The sequence below is a fragment of the Peribacillus sp. FSL H8-0477 genome, assembly GCF_038002765.1.
Lineage (GTDB): Bacteria > Bacillota > Bacilli > Bacillales > DSM-1321 > Peribacillus.
Genome location: NZ_JBBODE010000002.1, coordinates 282280 through 305301, shown reverse-complemented (window position 1 = coordinate 305301; position 23022 = coordinate 282280). Strand labels below are relative to the sequence as shown.

15 protein-coding genes, 3 rRNA genes and 2 riboswitches are annotated in these 23022 nt (G+C 42.7%); all 18 genes read right to left on the bottom strand.

Features of this window, described 5'->3' with window-relative positions; translation table 11 throughout:
* Positions 1-4 precede the first annotated feature (4 nt).
* Positions 5-1039: a phosphoribosylformylglycinamidine cyclo-ligase gene (gene purM, locus MHI18_RS13285; protein ID WP_340847996.1), complete on the bottom strand. Its 1035-nt coding sequence runs from the start codon at positions 1037-1039 to the stop codon at positions 5-7.
* Between the two features lie 18 nt (positions 1040-1057).
* On the bottom strand, positions 1058-2470 hold the full coding sequence (gene purF, locus MHI18_RS13280) for an amidophosphoribosyltransferase (RefSeq protein ID WP_340847994.1): 1413 nt from the start codon (positions 2468-2470) through the stop codon (positions 1058-1060).
* The gene (purL, locus tag MHI18_RS13275; RefSeq protein WP_340847992.1) at positions 2455-4677 is read right to left on the bottom strand and encodes a phosphoribosylformylglycinamidine synthase subunit PurL; all 2223 of its coding nucleotides are present in this window, start codon (positions 4675-4677) and stop codon (positions 2455-2457) included. Before purL ends, purF begins: the two co-directional genes overlap by 16 nt.
* On the bottom strand, positions 4661-5347 hold the full coding sequence (gene purQ, locus MHI18_RS13270) for a phosphoribosylformylglycinamidine synthase subunit PurQ (RefSeq protein ID WP_340847990.1): 687 nt from the start codon (positions 5345-5347) through the stop codon (positions 4661-4663). The genes purL and purQ overlap by 17 nt, the downstream gene beginning before the upstream one ends.
* On the bottom strand, positions 5344-5598 hold the full coding sequence (purS, locus tag MHI18_RS13265) for a phosphoribosylformylglycinamidine synthase subunit PurS (protein WP_340847989.1): 255 nt from the start codon (positions 5596-5598) through the stop codon (positions 5344-5346). The genes purQ and purS overlap by 4 nt, the downstream gene beginning before the upstream one ends.
* A complete protein-coding gene (gene purC / locus MHI18_RS13260) occupies positions 5591-6310 on the bottom strand; it encodes a phosphoribosylaminoimidazolesuccinocarboxamide synthase (protein ID WP_340847987.1) in 720 nt (239 codons plus the stop codon). Before purC ends, purS begins: the two co-directional genes overlap by 8 nt.
* 88 nt (positions 6311-6398) lie before the next feature.
* On the bottom strand, positions 6399-7691 hold the full coding sequence (gene purB, locus MHI18_RS13255; protein ID WP_340847986.1) for an adenylosuccinate lyase: 1293 nt from the start codon (positions 7689-7691) through the stop codon (positions 6399-6401).
* Complete coding sequence (gene purK, locus MHI18_RS13250; RefSeq protein ID WP_340847985.1) at positions 7688-8848, bottom strand: 5-(carboxyamino)imidazole ribonucleotide synthase; 1161 nt, start codon at positions 8846-8848, stop codon at positions 7688-7690. The genes purB and purK overlap by 4 nt, the downstream gene beginning before the upstream one ends.
* Positions 8832-9320: a 5-(carboxyamino)imidazole ribonucleotide mutase gene (purE, locus tag MHI18_RS13245; RefSeq protein ID WP_340847984.1), complete on the bottom strand. Its 489-nt coding sequence runs from the start codon at positions 9318-9320 to the stop codon at positions 8832-8834. The genes purK and purE overlap by 17 nt, the downstream gene beginning before the upstream one ends.
* Positions 9321-9435: 115 nt before the next feature.
* Positions 9436-9536: riboswitch (purine riboswitch) on the bottom strand.
* A gap of 79 nt (positions 9537-9615) precedes the next feature.
* Complete coding sequence (locus tag MHI18_RS13240; protein WP_340847983.1) at positions 9616-9816, bottom strand: NETI motif-containing protein; 201 nt, start codon at positions 9814-9816, stop codon at positions 9616-9618.
* Positions 9800-10336 (bottom strand): DUF2179 domain-containing protein, encoded by a 537-nt coding sequence (locus MHI18_RS13235; RefSeq protein ID WP_445669994.1) that lies wholly within the window; start codon positions 10334-10336, stop codon positions 9800-9802. The genes MHI18_RS13240 and MHI18_RS13235 overlap by 17 nt, the downstream gene beginning before the upstream one ends.
* Before the next feature lie 897 nt (positions 10337-11233).
* Positions 11234-11349, bottom strand: a 5S ribosomal RNA gene (rrf, locus tag MHI18_RS13230).
* 65 nt (positions 11350-11414) lie between these two features.
* Positions 11415-14347: ribosomal RNA gene (locus MHI18_RS13225) — 23S ribosomal RNA — on the bottom strand.
* 140 nt (positions 14348-14487) lie between these two features.
* Positions 14488-16033, bottom strand: a 16S ribosomal RNA gene (locus MHI18_RS13220).
* The 16S, 23S and 5S rRNA genes sit together here, the layout of an rRNA operon.
* Before the next feature lie 337 nt (positions 16034-16370).
* The gene (gene ptsG, locus MHI18_RS13215) at positions 16371-18431 is read right to left on the bottom strand and encodes a glucose-specific PTS transporter subunit IIBC (RefSeq protein WP_340847979.1); all 2061 of its coding nucleotides are present in this window, start codon (positions 18429-18431) and stop codon (positions 16371-16373) included.
* A 184-nt stretch (positions 18432-18615) separates the two neighbouring features.
* Positions 18616-19458 (bottom strand): glucose PTS transporter transcription antiterminator GlcT, encoded by an 843-nt coding sequence (gene glcT, locus MHI18_RS13210; protein ID WP_340847978.1) that lies wholly within the window; start codon positions 19456-19458, stop codon positions 18616-18618.
* Between the two features lie 145 nt (positions 19459-19603).
* Entirely contained in the window at positions 19604-20935 is a 1332-nt protein-coding gene (locus tag MHI18_RS13205; protein ID WP_340847977.1) for an NCS2 family permease, read from the bottom strand.
* 101 nt (positions 20936-21036) lie between these two features.
* A riboswitch (purine riboswitch) is annotated at positions 21037-21138 on the bottom strand.
* Between the two features lie 169 nt (positions 21139-21307).
* The gene (gene guaA, locus MHI18_RS13200; RefSeq protein ID WP_340847976.1) at positions 21308-22861 is read right to left on the bottom strand and encodes a glutamine-hydrolyzing GMP synthase; all 1554 of its coding nucleotides are present in this window, start codon (positions 22859-22861) and stop codon (positions 21308-21310) included.
* Positions 22862-23022 lie beyond the last annotated feature (161 nt).

Here is a 23022-nt window from a genome sequence, read left to right as displayed (position 1 = left end):
CTCCTTACACCGTTTCCCGAAAAGACACACCGGCAATGTTTGTCACTCTTCCAATGATTGATGCTTCTTCACCTAATTCATTAAAGTACTGACATAGCTGACTTGCTTCAGTTTCCTTCACTACAATCGTCATACCAATACCCATGTTAAACACATTAAACATGTCTTCTGATTTAAGCGCGCCTTTTGCTTGCAGCAAGTTAAAGATTTCTGGTATCTTCCATGAATCTTGGATGATCTCAACACCTAGATGATCTGGCAGCATACGAGGAATATTTTCAATAAACCCTCCTCCGGTAATGTGGGCCAGACCTTTTAGGTCATATTGTTTTAAGGCAGCTAGGATTGATTTTACATAGATTTTCGTTGGTTTAAGAAGTTCCTCGCCAAGCGTACAGCCAAGTTCCTCGACGATCTCGCTAAGGTCCATTTCTGCATCCTGTAAAAGAACTTTACGAACCAATGAATAGCCATTGCTATGGATGCCGCTAGACGCTAGGCCAATAACAACATCTCCCGCTTGAATACTTTCTCCTGTCACTAACTGTGCTTTCTCTGCAGCTCCAACAGCAAATCCAGCAACATCATATTCTTCGGTCGAGTACATTCCTGGCATTTCTGCTGTTTCTCCGCCAATTAGAGCACAGCCTGCCTGTTCACAGCCATCGGCTATCCCTTTGACAATCTGTTCAATTCGTTCTGGGTCAGCCTGCCCGCATGCAATATAATCGAGGAAGTAAAGAGGCTCGGCTCCCTGGACAATAATATCGTTCACACACATAGCTACACAATCAATCCCAATTGTATCATGTTTATCCATCATTATTGCTAGAAGCAGTTTGGTGCCGACTCCATCCGTTCCTGAAACCAGCACTGGTTCCTTTAGCCCTAGCATTGACAAATCAAACATCCCGCCAAAGCCTCCTAGACTACTCATAACACCCGTACGCATCGTCTTCTGGACATGTTTTTTCATTCGTGAAACGGCTTCATAGCCCGCTTCTATATCCACGCCAGCTTCTTTATATGCATTTGACACAATATTGCCTCCTCATACTCAGCATTTTTGATAGCCTTCACGTGTTTCTTCATAGATTTCTGTTGGATAGTTTCCAGTGAAGCAAGCCATACAGGCACCATGAGTTTCGCCATCAAACGATCGTCCAATTCCTTCGACGGTACCTTCAACACTTAAGAAGGTGAGTGAATCAGCACCAATCAACTGCCGAATTTCTTCAACTGAATTTTCAGAGGCAATCAATTCGGATGTAGTTGAGGTATCAATGCCATAAAAGCAGGGGTTTTTTATTGGAGGTGAGCTGATCAGCACGTGGACCTCTTTTGCTCCTGCTTCCTTTAACATGGTTACAATTCGCTTACTTGTCGTTCCCCGAACAATGGAATCATCAACCATTACCACCCGCTTGCCTTCAACTACTCCTCTTACGGCTGATAATTTCATCTTTACACCCTGTTCACGTAAAGACTGTGAAGGCTGGATAAATGTCCGGCCTACATATCTATTTTTAATTAATCCAAGTTCATAAGGCATCCCTGTTGCCTCAGCATAACCAATTGCGACGGAAATACTAGAATCAGGAACGCCTGTTACTACATCCGCTTCAATGGTTACTTCTTTTGCCAGCTGCTTTCCGAGATTCTTTCTTGCAGTATGAACATTAATTCCTTCAATATTGCTATCCGGACGGGCAAAATAAATGTATTCCATCGTGCACATTGCCCGTTGTGAGGACATGGAAAAGTACTCAGATGTTATTCCATCGTCATTAATAACGACTAATTCACCAGGTTCCACATCACGAACAAATTTTGCCCCTACGATATCTAACGCACACGTTTCCGATGCGACAACATACGCATCACCGAGCTTACCAATGGATAATGGACGTAAACCATGAGGATCTAACGCCACCATCATTTCTGTCTCTGTCATAATTAAAAAGGCATATGCACCTTTTAGCATACTCAATGCATTTTTAAGACGGTTTTTATGTGTTGCAAAACCGCCTCTGCGTATTAAGTGTGCAAGTACTTCTGTATCTGAAGAAGTTTGAAATATACTCCCCTGTGCTTCTAACTGTGATTTTAATTGATTTGCATTGACCAGATTACCGTTATGAGCCAATGCCATGGCGCCGCTTTGGAAGTTGAACAGCAGCGGCTGGACATTTTCATAGCCTCCGCCGCCTGCTGTTGCGTATCGAACATGGCCGATTGCCGCTCTCCCATTGAGGTTCTTCATCTTCTCCGTCGTAAAGACTTCTGTAACAAGCCCTTCACCTTTGACACAGGTTAGCTGATCGTCGTTCATTTCGACAATACCAGCGCCTTCTTGTCCTCGATGCTGCAGACTATGCAATCCGTAATAGGTAATTTGTGCAGCATCTTCATGACCCCAGATACCAAAAACTCCACATTCCTCATTTAGTCCTTTTAATTCAGCAAGCATGGAATAGCTCCTTTCCAAGCAGCATGTAATTCAGAAACGTCTACATCTATCAAATTGGTGCCCGCTTCATTTACCATTTTTAATGTTGCATCATGCGTGACTGTCCCAATCAGATAGGCATCATCCACAAGTGCTTCAAAGCCTTCTTTATGTTCCGGTTTTATCGAAAGAATAAAACGTGATTGCGTTTCTGCAAATAGAGCTGACATCACATCACCTTTAATGACCATTTCAGCACCAAGGTTATTTTGTCCAAACAATGACTCTGCTGCCGCTACGGCAAACCCGCCTTCGGCAATGTCGTGTGCGGATGCCACTAAACCCAGTTGAATCGCTTGAAGAATGTGCTGTTGGCGTTTTTGTTCCACAGCAAGGTCTATAAATGGTGCCGGTCCAGAAATTTTGCCATCAATCATTTTCTGCAGCTCACTTCCGCCAAACTCAGACTTTGCTTCGCCGATTACATAAATTAAATCCCCAGCTTGTTTGAATTCCTGTGTAGTTATATGAGCTAAATCACTAATCAATCCAACCATCCCAATTACAGGTGTGGGATAGATGGCCACTCCATTTGTTTCGTTATAAAGGGAGACATTTCCGCCGATGACCGGTGTTTGCAGCGTACGACACGCTTCACTCATGCCATCTGTTGCTTTTTCAATTTGCCAGAAAATTTCTGGTTTCTCTGGGCTGCCAAAGTTTAAACAGTCTGTAATTGCTAACGGCTCTGCACCAGAACAAATGATATTACGAGCTGCTTCAGCAACCGCAATCTTTCCACCCATTTCCGGGTCAAGGTAGAGATAGCGGGAATTGCAATCCGTTGTCATGGCTAAAGCCTTATTTGTTTCACGAATCCGAACAACAGCCGCGTCTGAACCTGGGGCTACAACTGTATTTGTTCGTACCATATAATCATATTGGTCATAAACCCATTCCTTACTTGAGATGGTCGGCTGTGACAACAAATCTTTCAACGCAGTCTTGTAATCAGAAATTTGTGGTGCTGGAATAGTCATAGCCTGAAACTCTCGGAAATAGCCTGGTTCACTTGATGGTTTATGATATACAGGAGCTTCTTCAGCCAGTGCATCCACAGGAACATCGGCAATGATTGAGCCTTTATGCGTCAGTTTTAAATTTTTCGCTTCTGTTACCTGTCCGACGGCTACTGCCTCTAAATCATATTTAGAAAATATCTCTCTGATTTCTTGTTCGCGGCCTTTTTTCACAACAATAAGCATCCGCTCCTGAGATTCTGAAAGCATCATTTCGTAAGCGGTCATTCCTGTCTCACGCTGTGGGATAAGGTCAAGGTTCATTTCAATTCCGGACCCTGCCTTACTGGCCATCTCGGCTGAAGAACTCGTTAATCCTGCTGCACCCATGTCTTGAATTCCAACAAGTGCATCCGATTTAATCAAATCAAGGCATGCTTCAAGAAGCAGCTTCTCCATGAAAGGATCACCCACCTGCACTGCAGGCCGTTTGGCTTCAGACGTTTCTGTCAATTCTTCTGACGCAAAAGTTGCGCCATGTATTCCATCACGACCGGTTTTAGCACCAACATACATAACCGTATTCCCAATACCGCGAGCCTGACCTTTTTGAATTTCATGATGATTTATTAATCCAACACACATAGCATTCACAAGCGGGTTTCCTTCATAGGATGGATCAAATTGTATCTCCCCTCCAACAGTTGGAATGCCCATACAGTTCCCATACCCAGCAATTCCAGCGACAACTTCTTTGAATAAGTATTTGGTCCTTGGGTTATCCAGCTCGCCAAAGCGTAAAGAATTCAACATAGCAATCGGTCGGGATCCCATGGAAAATACGTCTCTAATGATTCCACCGACACCCGTTGCTGCTCCTTGATAAGGCTCAATCGCAGAGGGATGGTTATGACTTTCAATTTTAAATACTACCGCTTGATTATCCCCAATATCAACGATGCCAGCACCTTCTCCTGGACCTTGAAGAACTTTCTCACCTGTGACAGGAAACTTGCTCAATACAGGTTTAGAGTTTTTATACGAGCAATGCTCTGACCACATAACCGAAAACAAACCGGTCTCTGTATAATTAGGCATACGCCCAAGGATTTTTTCCACCATCGCAAATTCTTCATCCGTCAGTCCCATTTCTGCAAATATCCGCTCTGACTTAATCATTTCTGGGCTTGGCTCAAGCATTAACGACATGTGATTCCCTCCAGTTCTTAACGATCGATTGAAACAGCATTAATCCGTCATTACTTCCGAGCAGCGAATCGACAGCACGCTCAGGGTGAGGCATCATCCCAAGTACATTTCCCTGCTGATTAATAATTCCGGCAATTTTCTCAAGACTGCCATTTGGATTGTCACCCTTATAGGTAAATACAATTTGATTATTAGCTTTCAACTGTTCTAGAGTTTGAGCATCACAATAATAATTTCCTTCACCATGTGCTACGGGGATATTAATGATCTCCCCTTGAGAATAGCCGTTTGTAAAAGCTGTTTCGGCATTTTCAACTTGCAGCTGAACCGGACGACAGATAAATTTCAAGTCACGATTTCTACGCATCGCTCCAGGCAGAAGACCTGCTTCAAGAAGAATTTGAAATCCATTACATATTCCAAGGACAGGCTTACCTGCATTTGCCGCTTTAACCACCTCTGTCATCACTGTCGAAAACCGAGCAATAGCACCTGAGCGCAGGTAATCACCGTATGAAAAGCCGCCAGGTAAAAGAATTCCATCAAATTGATCTAAGTTATCCGCAGTATGCCAAACATATTCCGCTTCTTCTCCTAGTTCATCTTTAATTGCATGATACATATCAACATCACAATTGGAGCCGGGAAATACGATTACGGCAAATTTCACAGCGCGACAACCTCCTCAATATCATAGCGATAATCCTCAATGACTGTATTAGCCAGCAGGCGTTCACACATTTCTTTAACTAACTGATTCACATCTGTTGTTGTATCTTCAATACTAAGTTCCATATATTTTCCGATTCGAACATCCTGCACTTGATTGTAGGTCATACTGTGTAACGATTGTTTAACCGCCGTTCCCTGTGGATCTAAAACACTTTCACGCAAGGTAATGTAAACTTTTACTTTATACATGTTGAGTCTCCTTTAGCTTTGCATAGATTTTTTCGTAAGCCTCTACTAAACTCCCTAAATCGCGTCGGAATACATCTTTATCGAACTTTTCTTTCGTTTCACTGTCCCATAGCCTGCAAGTGTCAGGAGATATCTCATCGGCCAGCAGAATATCACCATTGGCAAGTTTGCCAAATTCCAGTTTAAAATCGACCAGAAGGACGCCAATTTCTTGAAAAAAGCTTGATAAAACGGTATTCACTTGAAGTGCCTTATTCCGAAGAACCGTTACTTCATCACTGCTTGCCACTGCTAGTTCATTGATATGTGCTTCTGTAAGTAATGGATCGCCTAATTCATCATCTTTATAATAAAACTCAACAATCGGTTGTTTTAGAGGCTGACCTTCTGGAAATCCAAGACGCTTTGCCAGGCTTCCGGCTGCGATATTACGTACGACTACTTCAAGCGGAATAATGGTGACACTCTTGACCAGTTGTTCACGTTCGGAAATTGATTTTATAAAGTGAGAAGAGATACCCGATTGCTGCAGCTTTGAAAATAGTAAACTGGTAATTCCATTATTCAGAGCACCTTTACCTTCAATTTCTGCTTTTTTCCCGCCATTAAATGCCGTTGCGGAATCTTTGTATTCTACCCAAACAATTTCCTGGTCTTCTGTTGCATAAATCCGTTTCGCTTTTCCTTCATACAGTAATTCTCGTTTTTCCATGATTACGCCCCCATGTTAGCAATATTGGAAATTTTCACTCTATATTTTTTGAAGAAGGCCGCTGGATATCTTTCCAGCAGCACTATTTTTAAAGACCGAGGCGATCAAAGATATAATCAACCTGTTTTAAATGATGGTGATAATCAAAACATTCATCTAACTCTTCTTTCGATAATAAACTAGTAATTTTATCATCGTTATCAAGAAGCGTACGGAAAGGAACTTGTTTTTCCCATGATTCCATTGCTTTTGGCTGAACGGTGTCATAGGCTTCTTCCCTTGCCAGTCCTTTATCGATTAAGGTAAGTAATACACGTTGTGAATAAATCAGACCCAGTGTACGGTCCATATTACGTTTCATATTCTCCGGATAAACAGTCAAATTCTTCACGATGTTACCAAAACGATTAAGCATATAATTCAAGGCAATCGTCGCATCCGGAAGAATAATCCGTTCAGCAGATGAATGAGAAATATCACGTTCATGCCAAAGTGGTACATTATCGTAAGCAGTCTGCATATAACCGCGGATCACACGGGCAAGACCAGTCATATTCTCTGAACCAATTGGATTTCGTTTATGAGGCATCGCAGATGAGCCCTTTTGCCCCTTAGTAAACCTCTCTTCTACTTCACGTGTTTCACTTTTTTGCAGCCCGCGGATTTCAATAGCAAACTTTTCAATGGATGTAGCAATTAAAGCGAGTGTTGCCATATAATCTGCATGACGGTCGCGCTGTAAAGTTTGAGTTGAAATTGGTGCCGCTTCAAGACCAAGCTTTTCACAAACATAACTCTCGATGAATGGATCAATATTGGCAAAAGTACCAACTGCACCAGACATTTTGCCAACTTCAATGCCTTTACAAACGGATTTAAACCGTTCTAGGTTCCGTTTCATTTCTTCATGCCAAAGCGCAAGCTTTAATCCAAAGGTAGTTGGCTCTGCATGAACGCCATGTGTACGTCCCATCATGACTGTAAACTTATGTTCAATTGCTTTATTCTTTAAAATTTCAATAAAACGTTCTAGATCAGCAAACAAAATTTCATTTGCTTGTTTTAAGATATAAGATAGCGCCGTATCTACCACATCTGTAGAGGTGAGACCATAATGAACCCATTTCCGTTCTTCACCAAGGGATTCTGAAACGGCTCTTGTAAAAGCAACCACATCATGACGCGTTTCTTCTTCAATTTCCTTAATACGTTTCGTATCAAATGAAGCATTTTCACGAAGTAACTTCACATCTTCTTTTGGAATGGCACCTAATTCCGACCATGCTTCACAAGCAAGAATTTCAACTTCCAACCATGCTTTAAATCGATTGTCTTCTGTCCAAATTGCGCCCATTTCGGGACGAGTATAGCGTTCTATCATTTTATTTCCTCCGTTTCAACCTGATGCTTCCAAATTCCACTAGCTTCTAATTCGGCTAATGCTTGTTTAATCGTAGGGCGCAATATAGTGATATGGCCCATTTTCCTTTTTGACTTCGCTTCTTCTTTTCCATAGAGATGGAATTTCCAATCCTTTTGTTCCGTAATAGCGGAGAGAGCACCATCAAGATGTTCTCCAAGAAGATTAGCCATCACAACGGGTTTTAATAGTCTCGTACTGGCTAACGGCCAATTACAAATAGCACGGACATGCTGCTCAAATTGAGATGTCTCACAAGCCTCAATTGTAAAGTGTCCAGAATTATGCGGCCGCGGTGCCAGCTCGTTGACAATTAATTCATCGGTTGCTGTCAAAAACATTTCAACGGCGAGGGTTCCAACCAAATGAAGCTCTTCAGCTAGATTTCTCGCTAGTTGTACGGCTTTTTGCTCGGCTTCCTGTGTAATTCGCGCAGGAACAATGGTTTGATGCAAGATGTTATTTTGATGTATGTTTTCAGCGACGGGAAAATGAGTCAGGTCACCATTTGCCTTACGAGTCATAATGACTGAGATTTCTTTAACAAAAGGTACCCACGCTTCGAGGACACAATCTCCCATTTCTACAAGATTACTTGCCTTGCTTATATCAGACTCATCTCGAATCACGAACTGCCCTTTTCCATCATAGCCTCCCCGAACTGTTTTTAACACACTCGGATAGCCTAATTTCTCAATAGATACGTAAATATCTTCGATTGAATGGATAGGGTAATAGGGAGCAACAGGAACGCCAGCCGCTTCTATAGCCGCCTTTTCTCGTAAACGATCTTGTGAAAGCTTCAGTAATTCCGTTCCTTGTGGTAAATTAGCATGTTCCTTCAGCCATTCAAGAGCCTCAGCACTCACATTTTCAAATTCGTAAGTAATGACGTCACTAATCTCAGAAAGTTTTCTTAAACTAGCCAGATCATCGTAAGCACCTGTTATCTGATAGTCGGCTACTTGCCCGCACGGACAACCAAGTGTTGGATCTAATACGGCAATCTTAAATCCCGATGCTTTAGCAGCCAGTGCCATCATTCTTCCCAGCTGACCACCGCCGATAATCCCGATGGTTTGATTAGGGCCTATAACTTGCTTATTTAAGCTGTTCACTGCTCTCAAATACCTTTTCCCTCGTTTCATATCGCAAAGCTTCTAACTGCTCTGTGATTGCCGTATTATTTATAGAAAGGATTTGACCTGCAAGTAACCCTGCATTTGTCGCACCAGCCTTTCCAATAGCCACTGTCGCAACTGGTACGCCGCCTGGCATTTGAACAATCGATAGTAATGAATCAATGCCATTCAGTGCTTTTGTTTGTACAGGTACTCCGATAACAGGGACTGTTGTTTTGGCTGCAATCATCCCAGGCAAATGCGCGGCACCACCAGCACCAGCGATAATCACATGCAACCCTCTATCTCTGGCATTTTCCGCATATTCAAACATTAAATCAGGAGTACGGTGTGCGGACACCACTCTCTTTTCAAATGGTATATTCAACTGCTCTAATACTTCACAGGTATACTTCATTGTTTCCCAATCCGAAACGCTTCCCATAATAACGCCAACTTGCGGTTTCATTTCTTCGCCTCCAACAATGCTGGTATAAGATTAAAACAAAAAAATCCGAGCAGAAACTCTCCAAAGAGAAAGTGTCTGCCCGGATTACCCTTAATATAAAAATAGAGTATAGTCCTAACGTTCATCTTTCTCTCATAGTCCGATAATTTACGGTTATCGGGTAGAAACTTTGGGCCATATCCCCTGGATTATATGAGAGACTTCTATATCATTAGTTACATTTTAACCATTATCCTAAATGCCTGTCAAGAAAAAATCGAATATTAATCAAAAATTTATATTTATTGTTCGTGTTTTACTGAATAATCTTGGCTTCAAAAACAATTTTCCGATTCACAGGCTCGTATTGAGTAATTCCATCCGAAACATGTTCAGCAAAGATCGGCTTTTCAATCCGCCGTACAGGAGCATATCCTTCAGCCTTCATTCGATCAAGACAAGAATCAATACTTTCCCCTTCTGCTACTTCAAACGTCTTCTTACTTTTCTGCGTCACGAAATAATCGTCCCTTCTTAACTGATTTAACCCAAAAACCACCATGAATCGTTTTCGGCTCATAAGCGATTATAAAAGCCTTCGGATCAAGCTCTTTAATCGTATCATATAATTTCAACTCATACTTTCTCGGCGTCAAAATCTGCAGCGCCATTCGATCGCCCTCAAGACCCTGAGCCATCCAATCTGTCACACCAAAACCTTTTTCCCTAATTCTTTTCGAAAGATTATTATTTTTATAATCCGCAGTAATCACATTAACCGTAATATACCCGATTGCCAACTTCTCTTCAATCTTCATTCCCACTATAACACCAATACCATAACCCACTGCATAGGCAATTAAGTTTTGAATCTTATCTAAATTATCCAATACAAGCCCCAGCCCAACCACATAAATGACTATTTCTATCATGCTAATTGATGCAGCCAGATACCGATAACCTTTAAGAGTAAGAATCATTCGGATTGTAAAAAACGTTACATATACAATATTAATTATCAGAATAATGAGTACCATAATAAAACTGTTTTCTAGCACTGTACCCGCCCCTATCTATTTTATATTACCCTAATTTACACGTATCACACGTTTTATCATCCAAACATGTATGTAGTACTTATAGATAAGGATTTCATATCTACTAATGATACAGCTCTACCATGTATTTGCAAGATTAAAATACACCATATCGAGAAATATTATTATAGTAGACTAACTTTAGAAATAGTGACCAGTTTATTATTTTTTTGAAAACATGCTGATCCTAGAGTTCATTTTTATACTATACCGGCTATTAATCCCTCCCGGATCAAGCGTATTCTCGTTTGTTTGCTTTTTTAAAGCACAAAATACCCCGTTGGGCATCATGTGTTAATTGTTTTTTGAAAATGGGTCGCTTATCATTAGAACTATTTCTTTAGTTACACTTTTTAGGCAGACCTGGTAACTAAGTTTCCATGGGGGGTATTTTATCTCTTTTTATGCTATTCCGGCTGTTAATCCCGTCTGGTCTTCATGTATTCCCGTCTGAGATGGACGTAATCCCTTCTGGATCATGGGTATTCCCGTCTAGAGACAGCGTATTCCCGTCTGGGCACTATTTTCAGCTCTAAAATACCCGATGGGGCATCATTGTTTTAAGGGTTTTGAAAATGGGTCGCTTATCCTTAGAACTATTTCTTAAGTTACACTTTTTAAGAAGACCTGGTAACTAAGTTTCCATGGGGGTATTTTATCTATGTTTCTGCTATTTCAGCCATTAATCCCGTCTGGTCTTCATATATTCCCGTCTGAGATCACGATATTCCCGTCTAGGCCCTGCATAATCCCGTTTCAGGGTACACATTTCCTGTTCAACTTCTAAAAAACACCACAAAAAAAGACCAGCTATGCAGCTGATCTTTTCTTTCTGTTGCCTGGCAATGTCCTACTCTCACAGGGGGAGACCCCCAACTACCATCGGCGCTGAAGAGCTTAACTTCCGTGTTCGGAATGGGAACGGGTGTGGCCTCTTCGCCATCATTACCAGACTATAAAGGAACGTTGTTCCTTCAAAACTAGATAATAAGAAGGGTTTTGCATGTAATTAAAACGAATGGTTAAGTCCTCGATCGATTAGTATTTGTCAGCTCCACGTGTCACCACGCTTCCACCTCAAACCTATCTACCTGATCATCTTTCAGGGATCTTACTAGCTTACGCTATGGGAAATCTCATCTTGAGGGGGGCTTCATGCTTAGATGCTTTCAGCACTTATCCCGTCCGCACGTAGCTACCCAGCTATGCCTTTGGCAAGACAACTGGTACACCAGCGGTGCGTCCATCCCGGTCCTCTCGTACTAAGGACAGCTCCTCTCAAATTTCCTGCGCCCACGACGGATAGGGACCGAACTGTCTCACGACGTTCTGAACCCAGCTCGCGTACCGCTTTAATGGGCGAACAGCCCAACCCTTGGGACCGACTACAGCCCCAGGATGCGATGAGCCGACATCGAGGTGCCAAACCTCCCCGTCGATGTGGACTCTTGGGGGAGATAAGCCTGTTATCCCCGGGGTAGCTTTTATCCGTTGAGCGATGGCCCTTCCATGCGGAACCACCGGATCACTAAGCCCGACTTTCGTCCCTGCTCGACTTGTAGGTCTCGCAGTCAAGCTCCCTTGTGCCTTTACACTCTACGAATGATTTCCAACCATTCTGAGGGAACCTTTGGGCGCCTCCGTTACTCTTTAGGAGGCGACCGCCCCAGTCAAACTGTCCACCTGACACTGTCTCCCACCCCGATAAGGGGCGCGGGTTAGAATTTCAATACAGCCAGGGTAGTATCCCACCAATGCCTCCACCGAAGCTAGCGCTCCGGTTTCAAAGGCTCCTACCTATCCTGTACAAGCTGTACCAAAATTCAATATCAGGTTACAGTAAAGCTCCACGGGGTCTTTCCGTCCTGTCGCGGGTAACCTGCATCTTCACAGGTACTATAATTTCACCGAGTCTCTCGTTGAGACAGTGCCCAGATCGTTACGCCTTTCGTGCGGGTCGGAACTTACCCGACAAGGAATTTCGCTACCTTAGGACCGTTATAGTTACGGCCGCCGTTTACTGGGGCTTCGGTTCAAAGCTTCGCTTACGCTAACCTCTCCCCTTAACCTTCCAGCACCGGGCAGGCGTCAGCCCCTATACTTCGCCTTGCGGCTTCGCAGAGACCTGTGTTTTTGCTAAACAGTCGCCTGGGCCTATTCACTGCGGCTTTTCCGGGCTATTCACCCTAAAAAGCACCCCTTCTCCCGAAGTTACGGGGTCATTTTGCCGAGTTCCTTAACGAGAGTTCTCTCGCACACCTTAGGATTCTCTCCTCGCCTACCTGTGTCGGTTTGCGGTACGGGCACCCTTTATCTCACTAGAGGCTTTTCTAGGCAGTGTGGAATCAGGAACTTCGGTACTTAATTTCCCTCGCTATCACAGCTCCGCCTTAATGGAAACGGGATTTGCCTCGTTTCCGGCCTAACTGCTTAGACGCGCATATCCAACAGCGCGCTTACCCTATCCTCCTGCGTCCCCCCATCGTTCAAACGATAAATTGGTGGTACAGGAATATCAACCTGTTATCCATCGCCTACGCCTTTCGGCCTCGGCTTAGGTCCCGACTAACCCTGAGCGGACGAGCCTTCCTCAGGAAACCTTGGGCATTCGGTGGAAGGGATTCTCACCCTTCTTTCGCTACTCATACCGGCATTCTCACTTCTAAGCGCTCCACCAGTCCTTACGGTCTAGCTTCGACGCCCTTAGAACGCTCTCCTACCACGGACACCCTACGGTGTCCATCCACAGCTTCGGTGATACGTTTAGCCCCGGTACATTTTCGGCGCGGAGTCACTCGACCAGTGAGCTATTACGCACTCTTTAAATGGTGGCTGCTTCTGAGCCAACATCCTGGTTGTCTAAGCAACTCCACATCCTTTTCCACTTAACGTATACTTTGGGACCTTAGCTGGTGGTCTGGGCTGTTTCCCTTTTGACTACGGATCTTATCACTCGCAGTCTGACTCCCAAGAATAAGTATTTGGCATTCGGAGTTTGACTGAATTCGGTAACCCGTTGGGGGCCCCTAGTCCAATCAGTGCTCTACCTCCAATACTCTCATCTTGAGGCTAGCCCTAAAGCTATTTCGGAGAGAACCAGCTATCTCCAGGTTCGATTGGAATTTCTCCGCTACCCACACCTCATCCCCGCACTTTTCAACGTGCGTGGGTTCGGGCCTCCATTCAGTGTTACCTGAACTTCACCCTGGACATGGGTAGATCACCTGGTTTCGGGTCTACGACCACATACTAATTCGCCCTATTCAGACTCGCTTTCGCTGCGGCTCCGTCTTTTCAACTTAACCTCGCATGGGATCGTAACTCGCCGGTTCATTCTACAAAAGGCACACCATCACCCATTAACGGGCTCTGATTACTTGTAAGCACACGGTTTCAGGATCTATTTCACTCCCCTTCCGGGGTGCTTTTCACCTTTCCCTCACGGTACTGGTTCACTATCGGTCACTAGGGAGTATTTAGCCTTGGGAGATGGTCCTCCCTGTTTCCGACGGGATTTCTCGTGTCCCGCCGTACTCAGGATCCACTCAGGAGGGAACGAAGTTTCAACTACAGGGTTTTTACCTTCTTTGACGGGCCTTTCCAGACCTCTTCATTTACCCCGTTCCTTTGTAACTCCATATTGAGTGTCCTACAACCCCAAGAGGCAAGCCTCTTGGTTTGGGCTGATTCCGTTTCGCTCGCCGCTACTCAGGAAATCGCTATTGCTTTCTCTTCCTCCGGGTACTTAGATGTTTCAGTTCCCCGGGTCTGCCTTCAGTACCCTATGTATTCAGGTAAAGATACTGTTCCATTACGAACAGTGGGTTTCCCCATTCGGAAATCTCTGGATCAACGCTTACTTACAGCTCCCCAAAGCATATCGGTGTTAGTCCCGTCCTTCATCGGCTCCTAGTGCCAAGGCATCCACCGTGCGCCCTTTCTAACTTAACCTACTAAAAAAAACATTCGGTGTTTTAAAAATTGATGCAAAATTTGCCTTCTATCTATTATCTAGTTTTCAAAGAACAAGGTTGAATGAATTACTCATTCAAAACTGAACAAAACAAAAGCGTCACGTTAATTTTCCTTAGAAAGGAGGTGATCCAGCCGCACCTTCCGATACGGCTACCTTGTTACGACTTCACCCCAATCATCTGTCCCACCTTAGGCGGCTGGCTCCTTGCGGTTACCTCACCGACTTCGGGTGTTACAAACTCTCGTGGTGTGACGGGCGGTGTGTACAAGGCCCGGGAACGTATTCACCGCGGCATGCTGATCCGCGATTACTAGCGATTCCGGCTTCATGCAGGCGAGTTGCAGCCTGCAATCCGAACTGAGAATGGCTTTATGAGATTCGCTTACCCTCGCGAGTTTGCAGCTCTTTGTACCATCCATTGTAGCACGTGTGTAGCCCAGGTCATAAGGGGCATGATGATTTGACGTCATCCCCACCTTCCTCCGGTTTATCACCGGCAGTCACCTTAGAGTGCCCAACTGAATGCTGGCAACTAAGATCAAGGGTTGCGCTCGTTGCGGGACTTAACCCAACATCTCACGACACGAGCTGACGACAACCATGCACCACCTGTCACTCTGTCCCCCGAAGGGGAACGTCCTATCTCTAGGAGTGTCAGAGGATGTCAAGACCTGGTAAGGTTCTTCGCGTTGCTTCGAATTAAACCACATGCTCCACCGCTTGTGCGGGCCCCCGTCAATTCCTTTGAGTTTCAGCCTTGCGGCCGTACTCCCCAGGCGGAGTGCTTAATGCGTTAGCTGCAGCACTAAAGGGCGGAAACCCTCTAACACTTAGCACTCATCGTTTACGGCGTGGACTACCAGGGTATCTAATCCTGTTTGCTCCCCACGCTTTCGCGCCTCAGTGTCAGTTATAGACCAGAAAGTCGCCTTCGCCACTGGTGTTCCTCCACATCTCTACGCATTTCACCGCTACACGTGGAATTCCACTTTCCTCTTCTACACTCAAGTTCCCCAGTTTCCAATGACCCTCCCCGGTTGAGCCGGGGGCTTTCACATCAGACTTAAGGAACCACCTGCGCGCGCTTTACGCCCAATAATTCCGGATAACGCTTGCCACCTACGTATTACCGCGGCTGCTGGCACGTAGTTAGCCGTGGCTTTCTGGTTAGGTACCGTCAAGGTACCAGCAGTTACTCTGGTACTTGTTCTTCCCTAACAACAGAACTTTACGACCCGAAAGCCTTCATCGTTCACGCGGCGTTGCTCCGTCAGACTTTCGTCCATTGCGGAAGATTCCCTACTGCTGCCTCCCGTAGGAGTCTGGGCCGTGTCTCAGTCCCAGTGTGGCCGATCACCCTCTCAGGTCGGCTACGCATCGTTGCCTTGGTGAGCCATTACCTCACCAACTAGCTAATGCGCCGCGGGCCCATCTATAAGTGACAGCCGAAACCGTCTTTCCATCTTCTCTCATGCGAGAAAAGAACATATCCGGTATTAGCTCCGGTTTCCCGAAGTTATCCCAGTCTTATAGGCAGGTTGCCCACGTGTTACTCACCCGTCCGCCGCTAATTGTTGAGTAAACTCAACAATTCGCTCGACTTGCATGTATTAGGCACGCCGCCAGCGTTCATCCTGAGCCAGGATCAAACTCTCCGTAGAATGTTTGACTTGCTCGGTTGTTTTTATAGTGTGTACTCACTTCTTTAAAACGTTGACGCTTTGTTTTGTTCAGTTTTCAAAGAGCAATTTTTCATGTCGTTTGCCGTTTCTTCCGAAGCGACTTAACTAATATACCATCTACACAACATATCGTCAACATCTTTTTTAAATAATCTTTTTTAGCGTTATATTAAAATGTTTTCCGCCTGATGCGTGTACTACATATAGTAACATCTACCTCAAATAACTTCAATAAGCAGAAAGTCCCGATTCACGACAAAAAAATAGCTGCCCGCATATCCAGTGACGGACATGCGAGCAGCTATAGATCGCAATTTTATTTAATAGAGATAATGTTTTCTTCACCGCTTGTTACTTTACCGGTCTTTTCAATAGCAATTGATTGACCAGCTTTTAAGTTAGTGAAGACAATTGGTGTAATGATAGAAGTAGCATTATTTTTCACATAGTCTAAATCAACTTGTAATAGAGGCTGTCCAGCTTTGACTTTATCACCTTGTGCAATAAGTGCTTCAAAACCATTCCCTTCTAATTTAACTGTATCTATCCCTACATGAATTAAGACTTCAAGGCCCGTGTCAGATTCAATCCCGATTGCATGTTTGGTTGGGAAGAAGTTGACAATCGTTCCATCCACAGGTGAAACAATGGTTCCATCCTCTGGAATGATCGCAAATCCATCACCCATCATTTTTTCAGAGAACACTGCATCAGGTACTTCGCTAATTGGTTTAATTTCACCAGTAATCGGCGAAATAAAGACATGATTTTCTCCTTCAGTACGTAAAGCTTCTGGCATAACATCAACGATTTGGTCTTCTACACCTTTTTCAGGTGGTATTTCAACATTACGAACAGTTTTTCCTTCCATAATGTCTTTCATTTGACCTTTGATTGTTTCAGAACGAGGTCCGAAGATTGCTTGTATGCTGTTACCTACTTCTAAAACACCAGCCGCGCCTAGTTTTTTCAGTAGTTCTTTATCTACTTGTTTAGCGTCATTTACTGATACTCTTAGGCGTGTAATACAAGCATCTAAGTGAGCAATATTTTTCTCTCCTCCCATCGCATCAAGAATCTGCAATGGCAGTGTTTCAGCATTAACTTTTACAGCTGGTCCTTCATTTTCATCTTCAACTTCACGTCCTGGCGTTTTTAAGTTGAATTTACGGATAGCAAAACGGAATCCGAAGTAATAAATTAAAGCGAATACGATACCTACAGGAATAACTAACCAGGCATTGGTTTGTGGATTGATTAATCCGAATAATACATAGTCAATTAATCCACCTGAGAACGTCATTCCGATTTTCACATTAAGTAAGTGCATCGTCATAAATGACAATCCTGCAAAAACTGCATGGATACCAAATAATACTGGTGCTACAAAAAGGAACGAGAATTCAAGTGGTTCTGTAATCCCTGTTAGGAATGAAGTTAATGCTGCAGAAGCCATTAATCCCCCAACCATAACTTTCTTTTCTGGACGAGCTTCGTGATAAATAGCAAGAGCTGCTGCTGGAAGTCCAAACATCATAAATGGATATTTACCTGCCATGAACGTTCCAGCTGTTAAGTTTTGTACACCATCTTTGATTTGATTCATAAAGATAGCTTGGTCACCTTTAATAATTTCACCGGCCGCATTTGTGTACGTTCCAAATTCAAACCAAAACGGCGAGTAGAAAATGTGATGTAATCCGAAAGGTATTAACGATCTTTCTACTAATCCAAAGATGAATGATGAGACAGTTAAATTTCCATTAAGCATGAACTCTGAGAATGTATTTAAGCCATGTTGAATCGGCGGCCAAATAACAATCATCAGTAGGCCTAAGATTAAGGCAGATACTGCAGTGGCAATTGGAACAAAACGTTTTCCTGCAAAAAATCCGAGGTATGATGGCAATTCAATTCGGAAGAATTTATTGTACATTGCCGCAGCGATAATACCGACAATAATCCCGCCGAAGACACCTGTTGAAAGCGTCGGAATACCAAGGACACTTGCATACTCGACACTGCCTTCTAACGCTTTTGCATCAATTCCTAATGCTGTACCCATTGTTACATTCATAATTAGGAATCCAACGATAGCAGCTAGTCCAGCTACTCCGTCTCCACCAGCAAGTCCGATAGCTACACCAACTGCAAACAATAGGGCCAAGTTGGTGAAGATAACGTTCCCCGCGTTTTCCATAACCGATGCAACCATTTCTACTCCGCCATTATTTAGGAACGGTGCTAAGTCTAACAACGTAGGATTTTGAAGTGCATTACCAAACGCAAGAAGAATCCCTGCTGCTGGTAAAATCGCAACTGGAAGCATTAACGCTTTCCCTACTTTTTGTAAAACACCAAATAATTTTTTAAACATGGTGTGACCTCCAAAAGTTTTTGTGGAATACTAATAAAAAAACAAAATTCAACAATAAAAAGGCATAAGCAAAGATAAGTATAGATGCCAGCTGCTGATTATATTAATATAACCAGTTACTTAACAATCCATTACTTACTTCACTTATGCCTGATCTAATCAGTAACACGTGAATGTTATTTCTTTATTTAATTTTTGTTTGAAGTCGTTGAAGATGCATGGTCAAATAAACAGCTTCAGCATCGTATACAGGCTTCATTAATTTTTTTTGCATAATTTTTATCAGCTTCCACGCCAGATTATAGCACAGGGGATATTCTTCTTTCAATAGATTCGCAATTTTTTGTGGTTCATCTATTTTTTCATCAGCAAGAACTCGATCAATGGTAAAACGGAGGTGTCGAACCAGCCTGATATAGTCCACACTTTCTTTATCCATTTTAAAATCAAGCTGATCTTCTATTATCCCTACTAAATGACTGACCAACTGGGAGAATTTATTAACTTCTGCTAACTCTTTATTTACAACCGCACTATGAATATGAAGGGTGATGAATCCTATCTCACCTTCCGGTAGTCCGATTCCTGTTTTTTCTTTCATAATTTCAATAACTTCTTTTGCCACCTCATATTCAAAGGGATAAAGCGTGATTGTTTCTATAAGAAACGGATTTTTCATTTCCATCCCATTTTGAACACGATTGAGAGCAAAAAGGAGATGATCGGTCAAACCAACATGGATATGTTCATTTAAGCTGCCAGGCACCCGAGAATTTATATGTTGAATGGTTTCAATAATACTAGCCTGCATTTGTTCATCGATATTTGGAAGTAACTTCTTGTAATTCTCCTGTTCCTTCTCGCTTTTCAGGACAAACATTTTATCGGCCAAATCTTCAGGCAGCACATCACCTTTTTTACGATTAAAGCCAACACCTTTACCAATGACAACCGTTTCTCCATAAGAAGGGTGAACAGCTATGGCAACATTATTGTTTAACACCTTGCTTATATGAATTCCTTCCATGAAAATCCCTCATTTACGCTCGATTTCTATTACCCTTCATGTTAGACAAATTACCCGTCGAAAGCAATGTTAAATCAATTCCAAATAGGGAATTCTCGTAAAAAAAACAGAAAAAAAGGAACCCCTATTGGGATTCCCCTACTAACTATATCAAGTAAACAAAGTATAGGATGAAGATGATGAAGAGTCCATACATAATGGGGTGAACCTGTTTTGCTTTCCCTTTCATAATCATCGTGATCGGATAAAAGACAAAACCACAGGCAATTCCTGTTGCTATACTATAAGTTAGAGGCATCATGATAACTGTAAAGAAGGCTGGAACCGCAATCTCGAATTTATCCCACTCAATATTCTTCAATGAAGCAGCCATCATGACACCGACGATAATTAATGCAGGTGCTGTAACTGCTGAAGTAACGACCGATAATAATGGGAAGAAGAAGATTGAAAGAACAAAAAGTAAACCAGTAACTACAGCCGCAAAACCACTACGCGCTCCGGCTGCAACGCCTGAAGTAGACTCTACATAAGATGTCGTTGTTGAGGTACCAAGTACAGCACCGAAAACAATTGATAAAGAATCAGCAAGAAGACCTTTTCCTACTCTTGGCAGAACATTATTCTTCATTAAACCCGCTTGTTGAGCCACAGCTACTAACGTACCAGCTGTATCAAAAAATGCGACAAACAGGAAGGTTAAGATCACAATCAGCATCTGACCGGTGAATAACTCACCTGGATTTCCGAAAGCATTAAAAGCTGTTCCGAATGTTGGGGATAGACTTGGTACGGATCCGATAATTTTTGTAGGAACATCAATTAAGCCGAAGATCATACCTACTATCGCAGTGATCACCATTCCGGCAAAGACCCCGCTTTTTATTCCTTTAGTTAATAACATCACTGTAACCAGAATTCCGAAGATAGCTAGCAAGGTATTACCTGAAGTGAGGTCGCCAATCCCAACAATAACATTTTCATTTTTAACAATGATTCCTGAATTTTGAAACCCTACAAATGTTATAAAAAGTCCAATGCCTGCCCCTACTGCATATTTCAACTCAGCAGGAATGGCATTTATTATTTTTTCCCGTATACCGGATAGAGATAATAGAACAAAAATGACTCCAGAAATTAACACACCTGTTAAAGCTGTTTCCCACGGTATTCCAAAGGTTAACACGACTGTATAGGCGAAGAATGCATTCAAACCCATACCAGGTGCTAAGGCAATGGGATATCGAGCAATGACTCCCATTAAAATAGATCCAATTGCTGCGGCTAATGCTGTTGCAACAAAGACAGATCCATAATCCATACGAAGTGCATCCGGCAGGTCTTCTACACTACTCAATGTTAATGTCACAGGATTGACTACTAAAATATATGCCATTGCTAGGAAGGTCGTTAGTCCTCCCAGTATTTCACGTCGGAAATTAGTACCTAGTTCTTCGAATTGAAAGTACTTCTTCATTTTTCTCGTCTCCCTTAAAATGTTTTTGCCACATAAAGAAAAACCGCGTTCTTGACCGAACGCGGCTTAACTACATAAATGCAAAAGAGACAGTCAATAAAGAGACCTATCCTTTACATCGTAGTCAAGCTGTTAACGGCAGCTCAGTAGAAACTTTTGGGCCATATCCCCAAGATTATACGATGAATATATGTATTATGAATTTTTCAATTATTATAGGACCATTGTAACAACCAATGTAATTGGTCGTCAATAGTTTTTACGAATAATATTGGAAATTAAATAATAAATGTTCGTGTTAAACAAAAAAGAAAGGATTTCCCAGCTTAATCCGATATAGATTAAGCTAAAAAACCCTTTCTTATAATTAATCTATTCCCACTCAATCGTTGCAGGCGGCTTAGAAGTAATGTCATAGACAACACGGTTAACATGATCCACTTCATTAACAATCCTTGTAGAAATGATTTCCAAGACTTCCCAAGGAATTCTTGCCCAGTCGGATGTCATTCCATCAATGGACGTCACTGCACGAATCCCGATTGTATAATCATACGTTCTCGCATCGCCCATTACTCCAACACTACGTATGTCAGGAAGAACTGTGAAGTATTGCCAAATTTCACGTTCTAATCCAGCTTTTTTCACTTCATCGCGTAGAATGTAATCAGATTCACGAACGATTTCTAATTTTTCTTCAGAAATGGCACCCAAAACACGAATCCCTAAGCCTGGACCTGGGAATGGCTGACGCCAAACAATTTCATCAGGAATCCCTAATTCTGAACCAAGAGCACGCACTTCATCCTTGAAAAGTGTATTTAATGGTTCAATTAACGTGAATTGCATGTCTTCAGGCAATCCTCCGACATTATGATGTGACTTAATGGTTTGCGCTGTAGCTGTACCGCTTTCGATAATATCTGTGTACAACGTACCCTGCGCAAGGAAGTCTATTCCTTCAAGTTTCGTTGCTTCATCATCAAATACATAAATGAATTCATTCCCGATGATTTTCCGTTTTTTCTCTGGGTCAGAAACACCTTCAAGTTTTGAGAAGAAGCGTTCTTTTGCATCAACCAAGATTACATTCATGTTGAAACCTTCAGTAAATGTTTTCATGACGCTTTCGGCTTCGCCTTTACGAAGAAGACCGTGATCAACGAAAATACAGGTTAATTGGTCACCAATTGCCTGATGAATTAACACGGCAACAACAGATGAATCAACACCCCCGCTTAACGCACAAAGAACTTTTCTGTCTCCGACTTCTTGACGAATTTTTTCAATTTCAACTTCAACGAAGTTTTCCATGGACCAATCACCTGTACACTCACATACGTTAAATACAAAATTCTTTAGAATTTCGGTTCCGTACGCTGAATGACGAACTTCTGGGTGGAATTGGACAGCATATAATTTACGTGATTCATCACTCATTGCGGCTATAGGACATGATGCATTGATTCCATCGACTGAAAATCCTTCTGGTGTCTCCATGACTAGGTCACCGTGACTCATCCAAACAATCTGTTCTTCAGGAAGGCCGGTGAAAATGCTTGAAGCATGTTGGATTTTCAACGTAGCTTTTCCATATTCACGATTCTTAGCACGTTCCACTCTGCCGCCAAAATGCTTAGTCATCAACTGCATGCCATAACAAATTCCCATTATAGGTAAGCCGAGCTCGAAAATGCGTTCGTCACAGCTGAAAGCTGTATCATCATAAACGCTATTAGGGCCTCCGGAAAGAATGATTCCAGTAGGGTTTATTTTTTTAATTTCTTCTGCAGTAATCGTGTGAGGATGCAACTCACTATAAACACCTAACTCACGAATACGGCGCGTAATTAATTGGTTATACTGACTTCCGAAATCAAGCACTAAAATCATTTCTTGGTTTTGCAATTCTACTTTACCCGGCACAATCGTCACCTCTACTGTTGAATTTCACTCAATTCATGTATGTCCCTTTAAGAAGACTGAAATAAGTAATTACTCCTTTTATTGTTGCAAATTTCTTCGAAAATAATAAAAAAAAGCCAGAATTCTGCCTCTCGAATAAACGAAGAAGGCAGAATTCCAGC

Bases quoted from the DNA above. Each gene is read 5' to 3' on its own strand.
- purF (WP_340847994.1), bottom strand. From the start codon at position 2,470: ATGCTTGCTGAATTAAAAGGACTAAATGAGGAATGTGGAGTTTTTGGT.
- purL (WP_340847992.1), bottom strand. From the start codon at position 4,677: ATGTCGTTAATGCTTGAGCCAAGCCCAGAAATGATTAAGTCAGAGCGG.
- purS (WP_340847989.1), bottom strand. From the start codon at position 5,598: ATGTATAAAGTAAAAGTTTACATTACCTTGCGTGAAAGTGTTTTAGAT.
- purC (WP_340847987.1), bottom strand. From the start codon at position 6,310: ATGGAAAAACGAGAATTACTGTATGAAGGAAAAGCGAAACGGATTTAT.
- purB (WP_340847986.1), bottom strand. From the start codon at position 7,691: ATGATAGAACGCTATACTCGTCCCGAAATGGGCGCAATTTGGACAGAA.
- purE (WP_340847984.1), bottom strand. From the start codon at position 9,320: ATGAAACCGCAAGTTGGCGTTATTATGGGAAGCGTTTCGGATTGGGAA.
- MHI18_RS13235 (WP_445669994.1), bottom strand. From the start codon at position 10,336: ATGGTACTCATTATTCTGATAATTAATATTGTATATGTAACGTTTTTT.
- ptsG (WP_340847979.1), bottom strand. From the start codon at position 18,431: ATGTTTAAAAAATTATTTGGTGTTTTACAAAAAGTAGGGAAAGCGTTA.
- glcT (WP_340847978.1), bottom strand. From the start codon at position 19,458: ATGGAAGGAATTCATATAAGCAAGGTGTTAAACAATAATGTTGCCATA.
- MHI18_RS13205 (WP_340847977.1), bottom strand. From the start codon at position 20,935: ATGAAGAAGTACTTTCAATTCGAAGAACTAGGTACTAATTTCCGACGT.